Source organism: Marinobacter excellens LAMA 842, from assembly GCF_001574445.1.
Lineage (GTDB): Bacteria > Pseudomonadota > Gammaproteobacteria > Pseudomonadales > Oleiphilaceae > Marinobacter > Marinobacter shengliensis.
Genome location: NZ_LOCO01000007.1, coordinates 123,971 through 138,367, shown reverse-complemented (window position 1 = coordinate 138,367; position 14,397 = coordinate 123,971). Strand labels below are relative to the sequence as shown.

The 14,397-nt window shown below is 55.7% G+C and carries 11 protein-coding genes; 7 read left to right on the top strand and 4 right to left on the bottom strand.

Features of this window, described 5'->3' with window-relative positions; all coding sequences use genetic code 11:
- The first annotated feature begins 65 nt into the window (after positions 1-65).
- Positions 66-2,372, top strand: a complete 2,307-nt coding sequence (gene secD / locus J122_RS08695) for a protein translocase subunit SecD (protein WP_061331879.1) — start codon at positions 66-68, stop codon at positions 2,370-2,372.
- Between the two features lie 76 nt (positions 2,373-2,448).
- Here secD and J122_RS08690 read toward each other — a convergent pair whose 3' ends face one another.
- Positions 2,449-3,225, bottom strand: coding sequence for an SDR family oxidoreductase (locus J122_RS08690; RefSeq protein ID WP_227510145.1), 777 nt, complete (start codon positions 3,223-3,225; stop codon positions 2,449-2,451).
- Positions 3,226-3,436: 211 nt separating this feature from the next.
- On the opposite strand from J122_RS08690, the gene J122_RS08685 reads away from it, so the two are divergent.
- Positions 3,437-3,877: a methylglyoxal synthase gene (locus J122_RS08685; RefSeq protein WP_058090384.1), complete on the top strand. Its 441-nt coding sequence runs from the start codon at positions 3,437-3,439 to the stop codon at positions 3,875-3,877.
- A 331-nt stretch (positions 3,878-4,208) separates the two neighbouring features.
- Here J122_RS08685 and J122_RS08680 read toward each other — a convergent pair whose 3' ends face one another.
- The 3 genes from J122_RS08680 to J122_RS08670 all read right to left on the bottom strand — a co-directional run bounded on the left by J122_RS08680 (position 4,209) and on the right by J122_RS08670 (position 8,783).
- Positions 4,209-4,403 carry a hypothetical protein gene (locus J122_RS08680; RefSeq protein ID WP_058090382.1) on the bottom strand — a complete coding sequence of 65 codons (195 nt, stop codon included), beginning with the start codon at positions 4,401-4,403 and terminating at the stop codon, positions 4,209-4,211.
- A gap of 103 nt (positions 4,404-4,506) precedes the next feature.
- Complete coding sequence (locus J122_RS08675) at positions 4,507-8,358, bottom strand: DUF3427 domain-containing protein (protein WP_061331878.1); 3,852 nt, start codon at positions 8,356-8,358, stop codon at positions 4,507-4,509.
- Positions 8,359-8,435: 77 nt separating this feature from the next.
- Positions 8,436-8,783, bottom strand: a complete 348-nt coding sequence (locus J122_RS08670) for a hypothetical protein (RefSeq protein WP_197463827.1) — start codon at positions 8,781-8,783, stop codon at positions 8,436-8,438.
- Between the two features lie 334 nt (positions 8,784-9,117).
- Between J122_RS08670 and J122_RS08665 the strand changes: the two genes are divergently transcribed.
- From J122_RS08665 to J122_RS08645, 5 genes are all read left to right on the top strand, one after another.
- Positions 9,118-11,340 carry a hypothetical protein gene (locus J122_RS08665; RefSeq protein ID WP_061331876.1) on the top strand — a complete coding sequence of 741 codons (2,223 nt, stop codon included), beginning with the start codon at positions 9,118-9,120 and terminating at the stop codon, positions 11,338-11,340.
- Position 11,341: 1 nt separating this feature from the next.
- On the top strand, positions 11,342-11,887 hold the full coding sequence (locus J122_RS08660) for a hypothetical protein (RefSeq protein ID WP_061331875.1): 546 nt from the start codon (positions 11,342-11,344) through the stop codon (positions 11,885-11,887).
- A gap of 74 nt (positions 11,888-11,961) precedes the next feature.
- Entirely contained in the window at positions 11,962-12,510 is a 549-nt protein-coding gene (locus J122_RS08655; RefSeq protein ID WP_061331874.1) for a hypothetical protein, read from the top strand.
- 196 nt (positions 12,511-12,706) lie between these two features.
- Positions 12,707-13,336, top strand: coding sequence for an HPP family protein (locus J122_RS08650; protein ID WP_058090380.1), 630 nt, complete (start codon positions 12,707-12,709; stop codon positions 13,334-13,336).
- Entirely contained in the window at positions 13,330-14,364 is a 1,035-nt protein-coding gene (locus J122_RS08645; RefSeq protein ID WP_061331873.1) for an NAD(P)H-dependent flavin oxidoreductase, read from the top strand. The genes J122_RS08650 and J122_RS08645 overlap by 7 nt, the downstream gene beginning before the upstream one ends.
- Positions 14,365-14,397 lie beyond the last annotated feature (33 nt).

Here is a 14,397-nt window from a genome sequence, read left to right as displayed (position 1 = left end):
CAGAACATCACGCAGACCGGCCGTAACGCCTGTCTGACCGCGACCCTGTTTATCAAGGATTACCGATGAAATCATTACGTTCACGGGCTATCGTGTATGGCCTGGTGATTGTGCTCGGGCTACTGAGTGCGATGCCGAATCTGTTGCCGGCTAACCTGGCCGACAAGTTCCCGGACTGGTACCTGGAGAACACCCTTGCCCTGGGGCTCGACTTGCAAGGCGGCTCACACCTGCTGCTGGAAGTTGACGCCACCGAACTGCTCGCCAACAACCCGGGCCAACCGGAAGACCTGCTCCTCAAAGATGCCGTAGAACGCAGCCTGGAAGTGGTACGCCGGCGCCTGGACGAAACCGGCCTGGTGGAGCCCAGCATTACCCGCCAGGGCAAAAACCATATCCTGGTGCAGATGCCCGGCGTGGCCGATCCAGCCCACATCCGGGAACTGCTGGGCACCACCGCCCAGATGACCTTCCATTGGGTAGCAAAACCGGATGAAAGCCGGCGCTCCGCCGTTCTCCGGCTGACCGACGCCACTGGCGAACAGGAATATGTGCTGGAGAAACGGGTAGCCATGCAGGGCGAACACATCAGCGATGCCCAAATGGCCTTCAATCAGGACACCACCGAACCGGTGGTCAACTTCAAACTCGACTCCGAGGGCACCCGCCTGTTCGGCGACATGACCCGCCAGAACATCGGCCGGCCACTGGCCATTGTTTTGGATAACCATGTCATCACTGCACCGGTCATTCGCAGCGTCATCGCCGGCGGCAGCGGCGAAATCAGCGGTTCTTTCACCACCGCTGAAGCAAGCAATCTGGCCCTGTTACTGAGAGCCGGCGCCCTGCCCGCGCCCCTGCACGTCATTGAAGAACGCACGGTAGGGCCAGACCTCGGCAGTGATGCCATCGCCATGGGGGTGAGCACCGGCCTGCTCGGCGCAGCCCTGGTGATCGCTTTCATGCTTGGCATCTACGGCCGCTGGGGGTTGATCGCCTGTGCGGGATTAGCGGTGAACATTGGCCTGGTTCTGGGTTTGCTCAGCATACTCGGGGCCACACTGACACTGCCGGGCATTGCCGGCATCATCCTCACCATTGGCATGGCGGTCGATGCCAACATCCTGATCAACGAACGCATCCGGGAGGAATCCCGCAAAGGCAAGGTCGCCTGGATGGCTCTGCGGGAAGGCTTCGGGCGTGCCTACAGCACCATTCTGGATTCCAACATCACCACGCTGATTGCCGTCAGCCTGCTGTTTATGGTCGGCAGCGGCCCGGTAAAAGGGTTCGCGGTGACCATCGGCATCGGTTTGCTCACCTCCCTGTTCACCGCCGTGGCCTTCAACCGCTTGGTGATGGAATGGTGGATCAAGGGCCGGGAGCGGGAGCCGCTCACCATTGCAGGCTTTGCCTGGCTGGATCGCCTGAGCGAACGGGGCGTCAACTTTATGAAAGGCCGAGTGCTTGGCCTGGTGCTGTCTGGTGTTCTGTCGATTGCCTCCATCGCCCTGTTTATCCAACCGGGCCTGGATTACGGCGTGGACTTCACCGGCGGCACCCTGGTGGAAGTGCGCGCACCTTCCGTCTCCGTAGATGAGTTGCGAACAACCCTGCAAAGCCAGCAGCTGGGCGCTGCGTCCATTCAGGAGTTCGGCCAGGACGGTGATTTCCTGATCCGGCTGCCGGCGGAGGCCAGCTCCAACACAGGCGCGGCACACCCGGTAGACGCCCTGAAATCCGCCGTCACCCGCCTGCAACCGGATGCCAGCTTCCCGAAAGTGGACGTGGTCGGCCCAAAAGTCAGCGGCGGCTTCAGCGATGCCACCATCCTGGCCATCCTGTTGGCCGGTGCGGGCATGCTGGCTTACCTGTGGATTCGATTTGAATCCCACTTCGCCCTGGCCGCCACCATCACCATCGCCCTGGACCTCACCAAAACCATCGGCTTCTTCGCCTTGGCCGGTGTCGAATTCAACCTGACCGCCGTGGCCGCTTTGCTGGCGCTGATTGGTTATTCGGTGAATGACAAAGTGGTGGTGTTCGACCGCATCCGGGAAAACCTGCGCCAAACACCGGACATGCCCATGCTGGAATTGCTCAACCGCAGCATCTCCTCCACCCTCACCCGAACCGTGTTCACCTCCGTGACCACCTTCCTGGCACTGTTGCCCATGGGCATCGCCGGCGGCGCGGCCGTCTCCAGCTTCGCCTTGCCCATGCTGTTCGGCATCGTGATCGGCACCAGCTCCTCTGTGTTCATCGCCTCGCCGATCCTCTACTACCTGAGCGAACGTCGATCCCGAAAAGGTCTCGCCCAACTGCGACCCACCGCCGAGGAAATGCGCAAAGAACTGGAACTGATCCCATAACCTTTGGGGTCTAACCTTTGAGGTCAGACCCCCGGACATTTCACCCAACGAAATGTCTTGGGGTCTGACCCCAATTTCAGCGGCTGACCAGGAAGTCGGCGAATTTTCGGGTGAAGAAACCGGGCAGGAGTTTGTTGGTGAACCAGAGGCTGCGGGCGCGCCAGCCGGGGATGATCATAAAGCGTCGGCGGTCGATGCCATTGCGGATCTGTGCCACGGCATCATCCAGCTGCAAAGTGCCGGCCATCAGCTTCAGGGCTTCCGTCTGCTTTGGGCGATTGAGGCGCTCGGCCTCTACCATCGGGGTTTCCACCTCTGGTGGGCACACCACCGATACATCAACACCCTTGGTTGCCAGTTCGATCCGCAACACCTCGGCCAAGCCAACCACACCATATTTGGACGCACAGTAAGCCGCGTAGCCGTAACAGCCCACCAACCCCGCCATTGAAGCCACGAGAACCAGGTGCGAACCGGCGGCCATATGAGGCAGTACGCCCGCCACCACATTACGAGAGCCAATCAGGTTGATGTTGATGACCCGGGCATAGGCGTCGTCATCGATCGCCTCAAAATCCGCAGCAATTGCAATGCCCGCGCAATGAATCACCACATCGGGTTGCCCACCTTCAGCAGCCTGGGCGAAGGCTGCTCTCACCTCGTCCGGCCTGGTTATGTCCATGGCGAACGCCCGTATCCGGTCTGGTCCGGCAATGGTGACCAGTGCCTTCAATGCCTGTTCAGTTGGCTGAATATCAAACAGAGTAACCGCCGCGCCTGAAGCCAGGTACGTGCGCGCCAGTTGAAGGCCGATACCACTCGCACCGCCGGTTATGTACACCTGTTGTTCCACAATCACACTCCGAATTGTCTTGTTATACCTCCAGCATATCGGCGAAGGCAGTGAAACCCCATGCCCCAAGCGCCTTTTCAATGACCGACAGTGGGGCTATTGACCCACCCACCAGCTTGTGCTGCCCGCAACATTTGTCCTATTTCCCGAACCTGCCGATTGTGAAACACTTGGCCACTTCCATGGCACAGCAAAGGAGCACACCATCACAATGGCCGTAACATCCGTCGCCCTGGTGGCGCACGACAACAAAAAGAAAGAACTGGTTGAATGGGCGAACGAAAACCGCACCCGCCTTGCGCCGCTGCGTCTATACGCCACCGGCACCACCGGCCGCCTGCTCAAAGAAAGCCTGCAACGTGACGACCTGCACAGCCTGCTGAGCGGCCCTCTGGGTGGCGACCAGCAAATCGGCGCCAAGATAGCCGAGGGTGAAATCGACCTACTGGTATTCTTCTGGGACCCACTGGAACCCCAACCCCACGACCCGGACATCAAAGCCCTGCTGCGCATCGCCGCCCTTTGGAACATCCCGGTTGCCTGCAACCGCGCCACCGCAGAGTTCGTGCTGACCTCCGCCTACATGACCGACGACAATCACCGGTCACAAAAGCCGGATTTTTCCGATTACACCGGCCGCAAAGTTCGTTAACAGAAAGTCACAGGCATGTGAAGGATACGGTAGAAAGCGACTTATTCCGCAGTAAAGCCTTGCCCGGGAACTGGCACGGGTATTGGAAGAGCTGGAGCGCGAAGGACGACATCCGGGAACGTACGCTGGAGGAACAGGTAAACGGAGATTGGTAAACGGGCCACCCCGCTGAGGCGGCCCTATACGGCATCAGGAAGCTTTCTTCAGCTTCTTCTTCAGTGACTTGATCTTGGCTTCGTGCTTCTCGATCTTGGCTTTGCGGGCGTTGATCTTTTTCTTCAGGTTTTTCTCAGCTTTCTTGGACATAACTGCCTCCTGGGCATGATCGCGGCTAGTTTTCGGGCTTATGCTGCTTGATAAAGCCACGAATAAACTGCCTGATTTCGCGAGCGGCGCTGGTATCCAGCTCTTCACACAACTCAATGAACTGCTCGCGCTCGGTGCTGCTGATCCGAATTAGCAGCTGGCTATCTTTCTTGTTGGGCTTCACCTTTTTCGGTTTCACCTTTTTGGGACTATCAGTCACTGCGGATACTCCTGGTGAGGATGAAGCTTATGGTTGGAAGATATTTACATTGTATATACGTTTTTGGAGAAAGCAAATCGGGAGTAGCCAGTCTTACATTCAATCAACTCGGAAGTTGAAACAGCACGCTCATCGGCGCGCTACCGGTGTGGCTTTTGTACTCAACTGGACCGAAGTATGTAAACGGTGCCGATTTGCCGTTACGAAGCTTATTCTCACGAACGAATAGGTGCACCGTCAGCCCTAGCTTCTCGTGATTGATGAGTTCCCTGCCACGCTTGTTTTCCGGGGTCGTTGAATTCTGGCTTTGCCAGTGGAACGTGCTTTCGTCGACCCAATGATCGACATAGCGGTGCTGGCTGGCCTTACCCTGCTTATTGAGGGTTACCAAAAGAATGTGGGCTCCAGCCTCCTTCAAAAAAACATGACCACTCTGCCAGTTCCCCGGGTTAAATTCCGCTCCAAAAAGCGCTGGAATATCCTCTCTCAGCAATTCCTGTCCACGAGCCATCTCAAGAGGCGAGATCACCTCTTTCAGCCTAGCGAAGGTCCTGAACTGCTCTAATAGCTCTGGGGTAACAACGATGTCGTCATAGTCTGGATTCGCAGCTTCCAGCATATACTCACCCTGAGCGGACTTCCGAACAGTCCGAAGCAGGTATTGGGTATCGCCAGCCTCGTCCACTCTTTCGATCGCTAACGTGTTATCGGTGATCTTGCCTGCGGCTCCAGAGCTGATCTGCTCGAGAAGTAGATAGTCACCATCGTGAATGGGGTTCTTGCCACCATTCATGGAATTACCAGAGGCTTTCGCGATGAAATGCTTCTCCGGGTTTAATCGACCGTAGCCATTACCCAGAGACCGATATTCCACATCCTCAATCGCATCAACCCTGCTGTTTCTGAAGTGGCCACAAGCAATCTTAAGGGTTGGGAAAAATGGAAGCTCCGTACCTTCACGCGGCATTGGCACAACATTGCTCTGTTGATCGACTTCCACTTTGGAGCCTTGCCTGGCTTCATAAGATGCAAGTCGATAATCGACCAATTCTTGGACCATCGACTCGAAGATCGTTACCAACGATGCTTTAATCTGGAACGCTGGCTCGAACTGTCCATCCGCAACATGGAACACGGCAGGTGTTTTATTCGTCCAGTGATCCACCGGGTTCTTTTTCCAATATCGCTGCCACTCGCTAGCATCACCATCAAGGTGGCGCACAGACTCAGCCAGTTCAGAAAATAATCGCGGACGACGCTTCAATATTCTCCAGGACTCGGCTGCGAGCGCGGGTAGGCCCACTCCCTTTTCCCAGCCACTTAAAGCCTGAAACCCTTCGAGCAAAACCATTTTGAAGGATTTCGCCATGGAGGTTTTCTCAACCTCCACAAGAAATTCTTCATGAGCAAGCAACAGCGCAACTTCCTCATCAGAAAGGTCGTCCATATCCCTTAACAGACCAAACCAACTTCCATGCTGTTTTCGCGTCTGGGCTATGTTGGCACCGAAATGATAATACTCAGTGAGAGTCGGCCTCCGCCCAAGCGTATCCTTTAGCGCCTGATAGTCTTTCTCTGCCCCCTTCTGATCCAGCCCTTTCAGGAACTCAATCACTTCCAGATCATAATTAACGAAGCAGCCATCGGGTAATTCCAGCCGATTCTGCTCTGCTTTTCTCGCAAAATCAGCAAGCTGACGCTGGTTCATCGACTGCCCCATAAGGGCTTGGGGCTTGTGGAGAAAGCTCTGGTGGTTCCCCACAAAATCGAGAACTACAAGCCGATCTTTACCATTACTCTTACGCAGGCCTCGGCCGATCTGCTGAAGAAATAAAACCTTCGATTCGGTTGGCCGGAGCAACAAAACCGTGTCAATCGCGGGAAGGTCCACGCCTTCGTTAAACAGGTCCACAGAGAAAATCACATCGAGATCACCCGACTCCAGCAACTCGAGTGCTTCACCTCGGGACATTTCTGAATCACCGTGAACGGCAACGGCTCTGACATTGTTCTTTTGGAAATAGCGAGCCATAAAATCCGCATGTGCGCGGGACACACAGAAGGCCAGTGTGCGGCTTTGCTTATTCTGATTCCAAACTCTCAACGCATGGCGCGCACGCCCCATAGTAGCGAGTTTATGTGCGAGTAAATCAGGATCGAACTTCCCGTTGCGCCAAGGAATTTCCTGGTACTCCACGGTTTCGTCGTAAATACCGTAGTAATGAAATGGGACAAGGAAATCGCCCCTTACGCCATCGAATAACGGGTACTCGTAAACCAGATTGTCGTCACAAAGTGACAGAATGTCGGACCGGTCCGTTCGGTCAGGTGTGGCTGTCAGCCCCAACAAAAACTGTGGCGCAAAATACTTTAAGAGACGGTGGTATGTCGGGGCGGCTGCGTGATGAAATTCATCAACCACAATGTAATCAAAATGCTGAGGAGCAAACCGCTCAAGGTGGGACTCTTTACCTAGCGTTTGGATGGACGCGCAGAGGATATCGACAGAATGATCCCGCTGCTTGCCCATATAAAAACCAACGCGACTATCTGGTTTTATTCGGACAAAAGTCTCGGCGGCTTGGTACAGAATTTCCTCTCTATGCGCCACAAACAAAATTCGTCGCGCACCCAACTGCTTGGCATCAAAGGCTGATAACCACGTTTTACCAAGGCCGGTAGCTAGAACCACCAGGCCTCGCTTGTATCCCTCGCCCCTGGTCTCGTCCAGAGCCTTTAACGCAGCCTTTTGCACTTGATTAGGTGTTGGAGGGGCTTCCTGCTCAGCACTACCAGGTGCTACTGGCTGAGGTGGAGGAATACGCCTTTTCGCATACTCGTCGATCCAATGATCTGTTAGCGGAACAACATTGGGGTGCCGGAAAATTTCTTCGAAACGGTTTACAGCCTCCAGATAGCCGGTTTCTGGCGGATAGTCGATTTGATAGTTCCACTCCAGTCCATCCTGAAGCGCTTGCCGACTGATATTACTAGAACCAATAAACGCCCTTCCCCAATGTTGGCGAGCACCACCATGCCCCGCAAAGAGGTAGGCTTTCATATGGAAACTACTGCCTTTACTCTCGTATACGGCAACTTGTGCACCGTGATCTTGCAGCAGGGATAGCTTGCGCAATGCTTCCGGATCAGTGATATCGAGGTAATCACTGGTTAGAATTCTCACCCGTGCCGGCGCAGGCTCCCGGTCTTTCTGAATCACATCCAGAAGATCCGGAAGCAACAAATTCAAACCCGTCGTTTTCACAAATGCGACTGCCATATCTACTTGGCCTGCTGAGCGTATCGCATGGCACAGTTTCGGCAAGAAATGATGCTGCTTGCCTCCGATAGTCAGCCTGTCATGCGCTGCTGGTGCTTTATGAGCAAGTATGTTTAGCCATTGCTCATCACGCTCGGGCCGCTGATCGTGAGTCCGCCAGAAAGTTAGTTCGACATCCTTATCGACGGCTTCAAACCATTGCGCAGCCAACTCTTCATTTGCATCCGTAAAATGCCGCCCTCCACTTTGGCGCTCACCTTCACCAAGTTTGAAGCTGGCATACAAAGTGCCGCCGGGTTTGAGAGCAGACCAAAGGCGAGTTAGAGCGCTCGGAACTTCATTGGCGGGAAGATGTAGCAAACTGGCACAGGCCCATATTCCGTCGTAGGCATTCAGTTCTTCAACATCCAGAAACGACCGATGCGCAACCGGAAGCCCAGTTTTCTGACTAGCAAGCGCGGTGATTGCCTGCGATGCATCAAAGGCGGTAACCCGATATCCATGACCGTGAAAATACAATGCATCTCGGCCAGAGCCACAACCCGCATCAAGTATGTGGCCACCGGCGGCCACATGAGGGAGGAAGACGCGATAAATGTCATCCATCGATACATCCAGAGTTGAATCCACAAACGCTTCGGCATTGGCATCGTAATAGCCCAGCGTGTCTGACATGCGGTGGTTTCCTTACTACTAATTCGCGCCTTATTTTGTTAGCCAGGTTACCAGGGAGTGATTATTTGTCCAATCACCTACTCACACACCAAATTCCCCAACGCATCCTCCCTGCACCGCCGCCCCTCCCGGTCCCGCCAGTTCCCCAACGAATCCTTCCGCCACACCTCTTCACCATCAGAAGACCGATAGTTTCCAAGGCTGTCTTTGCGGTAACGGTTGCCGGTTCGGTTGTCGTTCCAGTGGCCGAATGCGTCTTTGCGTAGTGTGCCTTGCTCGCCGCTGTCGCACTGGTAGCGCATGTTGCCCAGGGCGTCTTTGCGGTAGGTGCAGTTTTCCTGTGCGGACAGCCAGCCGGATGCCAGCACAAGCAGTGCTATGGCCAGTGCAATCATTAGGTGTTTCGCAAAGGTGCTTGCTCGCACGGTACTCCCTCCTCTGGCGCCGCCGTTCTTCCAGTTTAGTCACGGGGGCGACAGGCTGCGTCGTGTGCTGGTCTTTTTGTGCGTGGCTTCTGGCATTCGCCAACCACGCAGCCTATGTCGATGCTTGGTGGCCAGTCTTGGCATAAAACGAGTATCCGGATTATCTGGTTGATTATGGTGTCACGACCGTAGCGGCTCGACATTCCACTTTAGCCATTGTCCTAGCACCGAATACATCTGGGAGACTTGCCAACCCTTCTGTTATTAGCTATTTTGAGCGGCCTGATTAATCGGCCAGGAGGCCGATCCTACACAGACTCAAGGACATGAGATCATGAGTTACCGTCTCACGGAAGTGGCGGCCCTACCAAATTCTCCGAATGAATGGCTATTCCTGGTTCACCCGCTGACTGCAGTGGATATCGTCAGCGCAGTCTTGAACCCCTACACAACTGCCAGATACAAAATTGAGAACCTTGATCCCAAACAGCGAAGGAACGAGGTTCTTGAGCAGCTTGCTAGCGGTGAACTGGTTCTTTTCGACACCAGCGGTGCCAGCCCTGGCATCTTCCGCCATCGTCGTGCTGAGCCGGAAACCCTGGTCAGCAACCTGCCGCCCCAGCTGACCCGGGCGCTGAACGACCATTGGAGTGGAACGGCCGGTGTCGGCATCTCAGCCCCTGTCCAGAGTGACAGCCTGGCACCAGCTATTGAACCGGCGTACCAGCCTTCGCCCGCACCACCGCGCCCGAAACGGGATCCGGGCTTCCGAACCCTGGACCTGAACTACCGCTGGCCCGATGGCACCGGTGTGGCAGAAGCCCCCTATGTCGTGGAAGGACTGAATACATATAAGGAAGGCCACCTGGACAGCGAAGGGAAGGCCCGGGTCACCGGGCTTAAAGACCCGGTGGTCAATGTCCGATTCGGCCAGCCGGCCCCCGCAGGAGAACTCAATATCCTCCGCCGTCAGCTCCAGGTTCAGTTGGATGGCATCCTAAAGCGGGAGCGTGACGACGCCGCACGCCGGCAAGCCAGCACCGATAAATTGCCACTGGCCCACAATGTGGGTATCCATATTGCCCACGGGTTCGTCGGCTTGTGGGACAGCGCAGTTGGACTTATCTCCAACAACCTGACCCTTCTCAATTTGACTCACGTGGGCTACTACAACCGGGCTCTCCAGTCCGCTTGGGCCGCGACCCGGGACGGTTCAGACCAGGCTTGGGTAGACACCTTCAAACAGCAGTTCGACGAGGCCAACAAGCAGGCGCTGGTGGAGGCCCTGGGCTTTGACCCGGACGCCATCACCCGCGAACAACTGGTTGAAGCCTATGAAGTCGCCAGTCTGATAAGTGCTGATCCGGAATCCCGGGACATGATCGGTCGCTTTGCCGTGGACTTCGCCCAGGCCCAGGACAGCACCGAAATCAGCTATTTTGCCGGTGGTATGGTGCTTGAACTGGTGCTGGCCATCCTGATGGGTGCAGCTGCAGGGGCCAGTGCAGCCTCGGCCGCACCCCGCTACCTCCGTAAACTGGCCCCATTGGCAACAGCCCTGCGCAACTTGGCGGCCCGATTAAAGATCACCTACCAGACCCGCTACCACTACAACGTGAAAACCGACACGGTATGCGAAAGCACCTGCCGCCCCCGGCCAGACGGCGTGCAAGTGGAAACCCGGAACTTCCGCAGCCGGCGGCTGAACGTCACCACCTTTGAGGGGGCCAAGGCGGCCCTGGTCGCCGCTCGCCACCGCCTGATTGCCCGTGGCGGCTACACCCCCAAGTACACTCAGGAAGAGCTGCTGATATTGGCAAGGGAAGGTCTGGACAACGACCACTTCATTGTCCGTCTGGTGGAAGAGCAGCACTTAGACGGCCACCGGCAACCGTCTGGCTCCATGAACGGCACCCTGGGCCGTCTTGACGGCCAGAACGGCCAGGTCCGCTTCTGGTCCACCACTCTAGACCAGATCGAAGCCTCCGACACCTGTCCCCGGCTGATTGCCCAGCAGTTAGGGGTTGAATACAACCCCAAGGCCACCTACAAGCTGGCGATTATTGACCGGGAAAAGGCTGCTAAAGTGGCGGATGCGGAAACCATCATCCCAACCTTTAACAACATCAAAGCCCATATCCGCAACAATGTGGATGGCTATGCCGATAAGGACGAGCTGTTGGACAAGGTTATGACCCCTGAATACCAGGCGACCTATGAAAAGCTGGTTGAGGGGATGGGGAGTGCAGAGTGGGAAAGTGTGGACCGGCGAAATGCCTATTTAGTTAGACAAGGGCTTGATGCCGTCCAACTGCGGCAGTTTGAAACTCGTTTTAATATTCAGACCAACACAGGGGCCAATCAGCACTTTTTGGGCAACGGTTTGACCAAGCACACGGAGCTATCACAGGACGGGAAGGTGGTCCACGGAGCCATGGAAACGCTTACGGTAGAGAAAAATCCACAAACCTTCCATGCCATGACCAACGGTGGTCAGGGTGGTCCTGAGGCTTATGTGGAGCTCATTGATTTAACACCTATAGATTTTGGAGATTGATATGAAATATTCCAAGTTACCTCCTTGGCCCTTTATTGATCCCGAAAACCCACCTGAAGGTTATCTCAAAGTTGGAGAAAGCTTGGATCAGGCCCGGAGTACCTATGCACCTCAGCTTTGGTATTTTTTTGTTTATGAGGGCCGATTAATCATTGTTAAGAAAGAGTGGATTCAGTTTGATGATGAGCCTGGTGAGTATGCCATTCGCCAATACGAGTACCCCATCGCTGGTGCCCGCTGGTTCGTGGACACGGTGGAACGTTTTTTCCTGCCGCCGGATCATCCCAATGCGGTGCCACGGGGCAAGCTGAATGTACGAGGGGAGGTTGATGGCGAAACCCTCGGCGTAACCCGGGGGACATGGTACGGCGGTGACCATATTCCCGGCTACTCCTTCGATAACCTGAATCGCATTGAACATTCAACACTCCTGCCCGAAGGTGCTTATTGCCAAATGTTCAAAATGGGCGACCCATGGCTGTTCCAGGATGGATTGTTTGATTTGTTCAAGGAAATTGCCCAGCGGCATGAGAATGGGGAGTTCTGACCGTAGCCTCCGACACTTGCCCCCGGCTGATTGCCCAGCAGTTAGGGGTTGAGTGCAACCCCAAGGAGAGTGATATGAAGTATCCCAGACTTACTCCCTGGCCGTTTATTGATCCTGATGCGCCGCCGGAGGGCTACCTCAAAGTTGGAGAAAGCCTGGACCATGCCCGGAGTACCCACTCACCTCAGCTTTGGCACTTTTTTGTATACAAACAGCATTTAATCATCGTGATTAAAGAGTGGCTGAAAGGTCGAAATGGGAAGCATGGAAAGTATGCCAGCTCCCAGTACGAATACCCCATTGCTGGTGCCCGCTGGTTTGTGGATACGGTGGGGCGTTTTTTCCTGCCACCGGATCACCCCAATGCGGTGCCAAGAGGGGCAATAACCATAGAGGAGCCGGTTGATGGTGAAACCCTCGGCGTAACCCGTGGGGCGGCTTACGGAGGTGAGTTTATCCCTGGCTACTCCTTCGATAACCTGAATCGTATCGAGCATTCAACTGTGCTCCCTGAAGGTGCTTATTGCCAAATGTTTGAAATGGGCGACCCATGGCTATTCCAGGATGGATTGTTTGATTTGTTCAAGGAGATTGCCCAGCGTCACGAAAACGGTGAGTTTTAATTAAGAGGTGTTCAACACGAATCCACGGGTGGACCTATAAAACATGAGTTTCGTATCTCCGTGAATAATGAATACCCAATAGCTTATCCACAATACCCTTAACCCATATCGAAAATCCCTGTTTGCCTTGATATTCATCAGTGATTACCATCGCGCCCCTTTCAATTAATGCACCAAATCAGGGCAAGCCAAGATCATGGGACGCAGGAACGAGCAGCTGCGCTGGCAGCTGGCCAAAGGATTGCTGAATGCACTTCATCTGGAACGACTGGCCACGCGGTACAGTCGAACCACGGTTATGGCTGTGTTCAATCTGATCAATGGTGGTTTCAGTATTGCGCTGGTCTCTTTTGTTGCACTTGTCACCCAGGAAGCGTTTATCTTTCCCTCGCTCGGCGCCACCGCCTTTATTCTGTTCTATGTGCCCATGGCCCAACCCGCTTCACCAAGAAACACCCTGTGCGGACACCTCATTGGCGCTCTCACTGGGCTGTTCAGCCTGTACCTGTTCGGTTTGCAGGATCAGCCGTCCGCTTTTATGACGGGTGTCGACTTGCCTCGGGTGGGCGCAGCGGCCCTGTCTCTGGGGCTGGCCAGCTGCCTGATGGTGGTGTTCAGGGTAGCGCACCCACCAGCGGGCGCTACGGCGCTGATCGTTTCCCTGGGGCTGATGCCAGACCCGGCCCAATTACCTATACTGATGGCCGGTGTCGGCTTGCTGCTGGCGCATGCTTTTGTAATGAATCGCTTGGCCGGCATCCCCTACCCGCTGTGGTCCACAGCAACAGCAGGGCCCGTCATGCAGGATAGGAAAACGTCATGCTGAACTTTCTGGGAACAGATTTACCTATCATTCAGGCGCCCATGGCAGGCGTTCAAGACAGCCGGCTGGCGGCAGCGGTTTCCAATGCCGGCGGGCTCGGATCGCTGCCTTGCGCGATGTTGACCGCGGCTGCACTCCGGGCAGAGCTTGAAGCCTTGAAAGGCAGCACAAACCGGCCATTCAACCTGAATTTCTTTGCCCACACTCCACCAGAACCCGATACCTCAGCGGAAAAGTCCTGGCGGGCGGCGCTGGCGCCCTACTATAGGGAATACGGGTTGGACGAAGGCGTTATTGCCAATGGCCCCGGGCGGCAACCCTTCAACACCGAGATGGCTGCCATTGTGGAGGAATTCCGGCCAGCCGTTGTGAGCTTCCATTTTGGCCTGCCTGCGCCCGAGTTGCTGCAACGGGTCAAAGCCGCTGGAGCTACGGTGCTGTCATCGGCTACCACGGTAGAAGAAGCCCTTTGGCTGGAAGGCAACGGAGCCGACGGCATTATTGCCCAGGGGCTTGAGGCCGGTGGCCACCGGGGTATTTTCCTGACAAAGGACATGAGCACGCAGATGGGAACGTTTGCCCTTTTGCCCCAGGTGGTTGCTGCGGTGAGTGTGCCGGTTATTGCAGCCGGTGGCATTGCCGATGCCAGGGGCGTAAAGGCGGCACTGGCACTTGGCGCTGCGGCGGCCCAGGTGGGCACGGCGTTTATGCTGTGTCCGGAAGCCACAACCCGGGCGGTTCATCGCGAGGCGCTAAAGAGCGATGCGGCCCGGCACACGGCCATCACTAATCTGTTCTCCGGGGGCCCGGCAAGAGGCATTATGAACCGAGTGATGCGAGAGCTGGGGCCGATATCAGCCCTGGCTCCCGCTTTCCCATTGGCCACCAACGCCATAGCACCATTGCGGGCGGCCGCCGAGGCACAGGGCTCCGGGGATTTCTCGCCGTTGTGGTGTGGGCAGAATGCATCGGGGTGCCTGGAGGTTCCGGCGGCGGAGCTGTTACGAAACTTGGCACAAGGCAGCAATTAAGCCATTCTGATGGGCCAATCAGCGCTCGCTATG

Excerpts from the sequence above, each read along its gene's own strand:
- secD (WP_061331879.1), top strand. The coding sequence starts at position 66 with ATGAAATCATTACGTTCACGGGCTATCGTGTATGGCCTGGTGATTGTG.
- J122_RS08685 (WP_058090384.1), top strand. The coding sequence starts at position 3,437 with ATGGCCGTAACATCCGTCGCCCTGGTGGCGCACGACAACAAAAAGAAA.
- J122_RS08675 (WP_061331878.1), bottom strand. The coding sequence starts at position 8,358 with ATGTCAGACACGCTGGGCTATTACGATGCCAATGCCGAAGCGTTTGTG.
- J122_RS08665 (WP_061331876.1), top strand. The coding sequence starts at position 9,118 with ATGAGTTACCGTCTCACGGAAGTGGCGGCCCTACCAAATTCTCCGAAT.
- J122_RS08660 (WP_061331875.1), top strand. The coding sequence starts at position 11,342 with ATGAAATATTCCAAGTTACCTCCTTGGCCCTTTATTGATCCCGAAAAC.
- J122_RS08655 (WP_061331874.1), top strand. The coding sequence starts at position 11,962 with ATGAAGTATCCCAGACTTACTCCCTGGCCGTTTATTGATCCTGATGCG.
- J122_RS08650 (WP_058090380.1), top strand. The coding sequence starts at position 12,707 with ATGGGACGCAGGAACGAGCAGCTGCGCTGGCAGCTGGCCAAAGGATTG.
- J122_RS08645 (WP_061331873.1), top strand. The coding sequence starts at position 13,330 with ATGCTGAACTTTCTGGGAACAGATTTACCTATCATTCAGGCGCCCATG.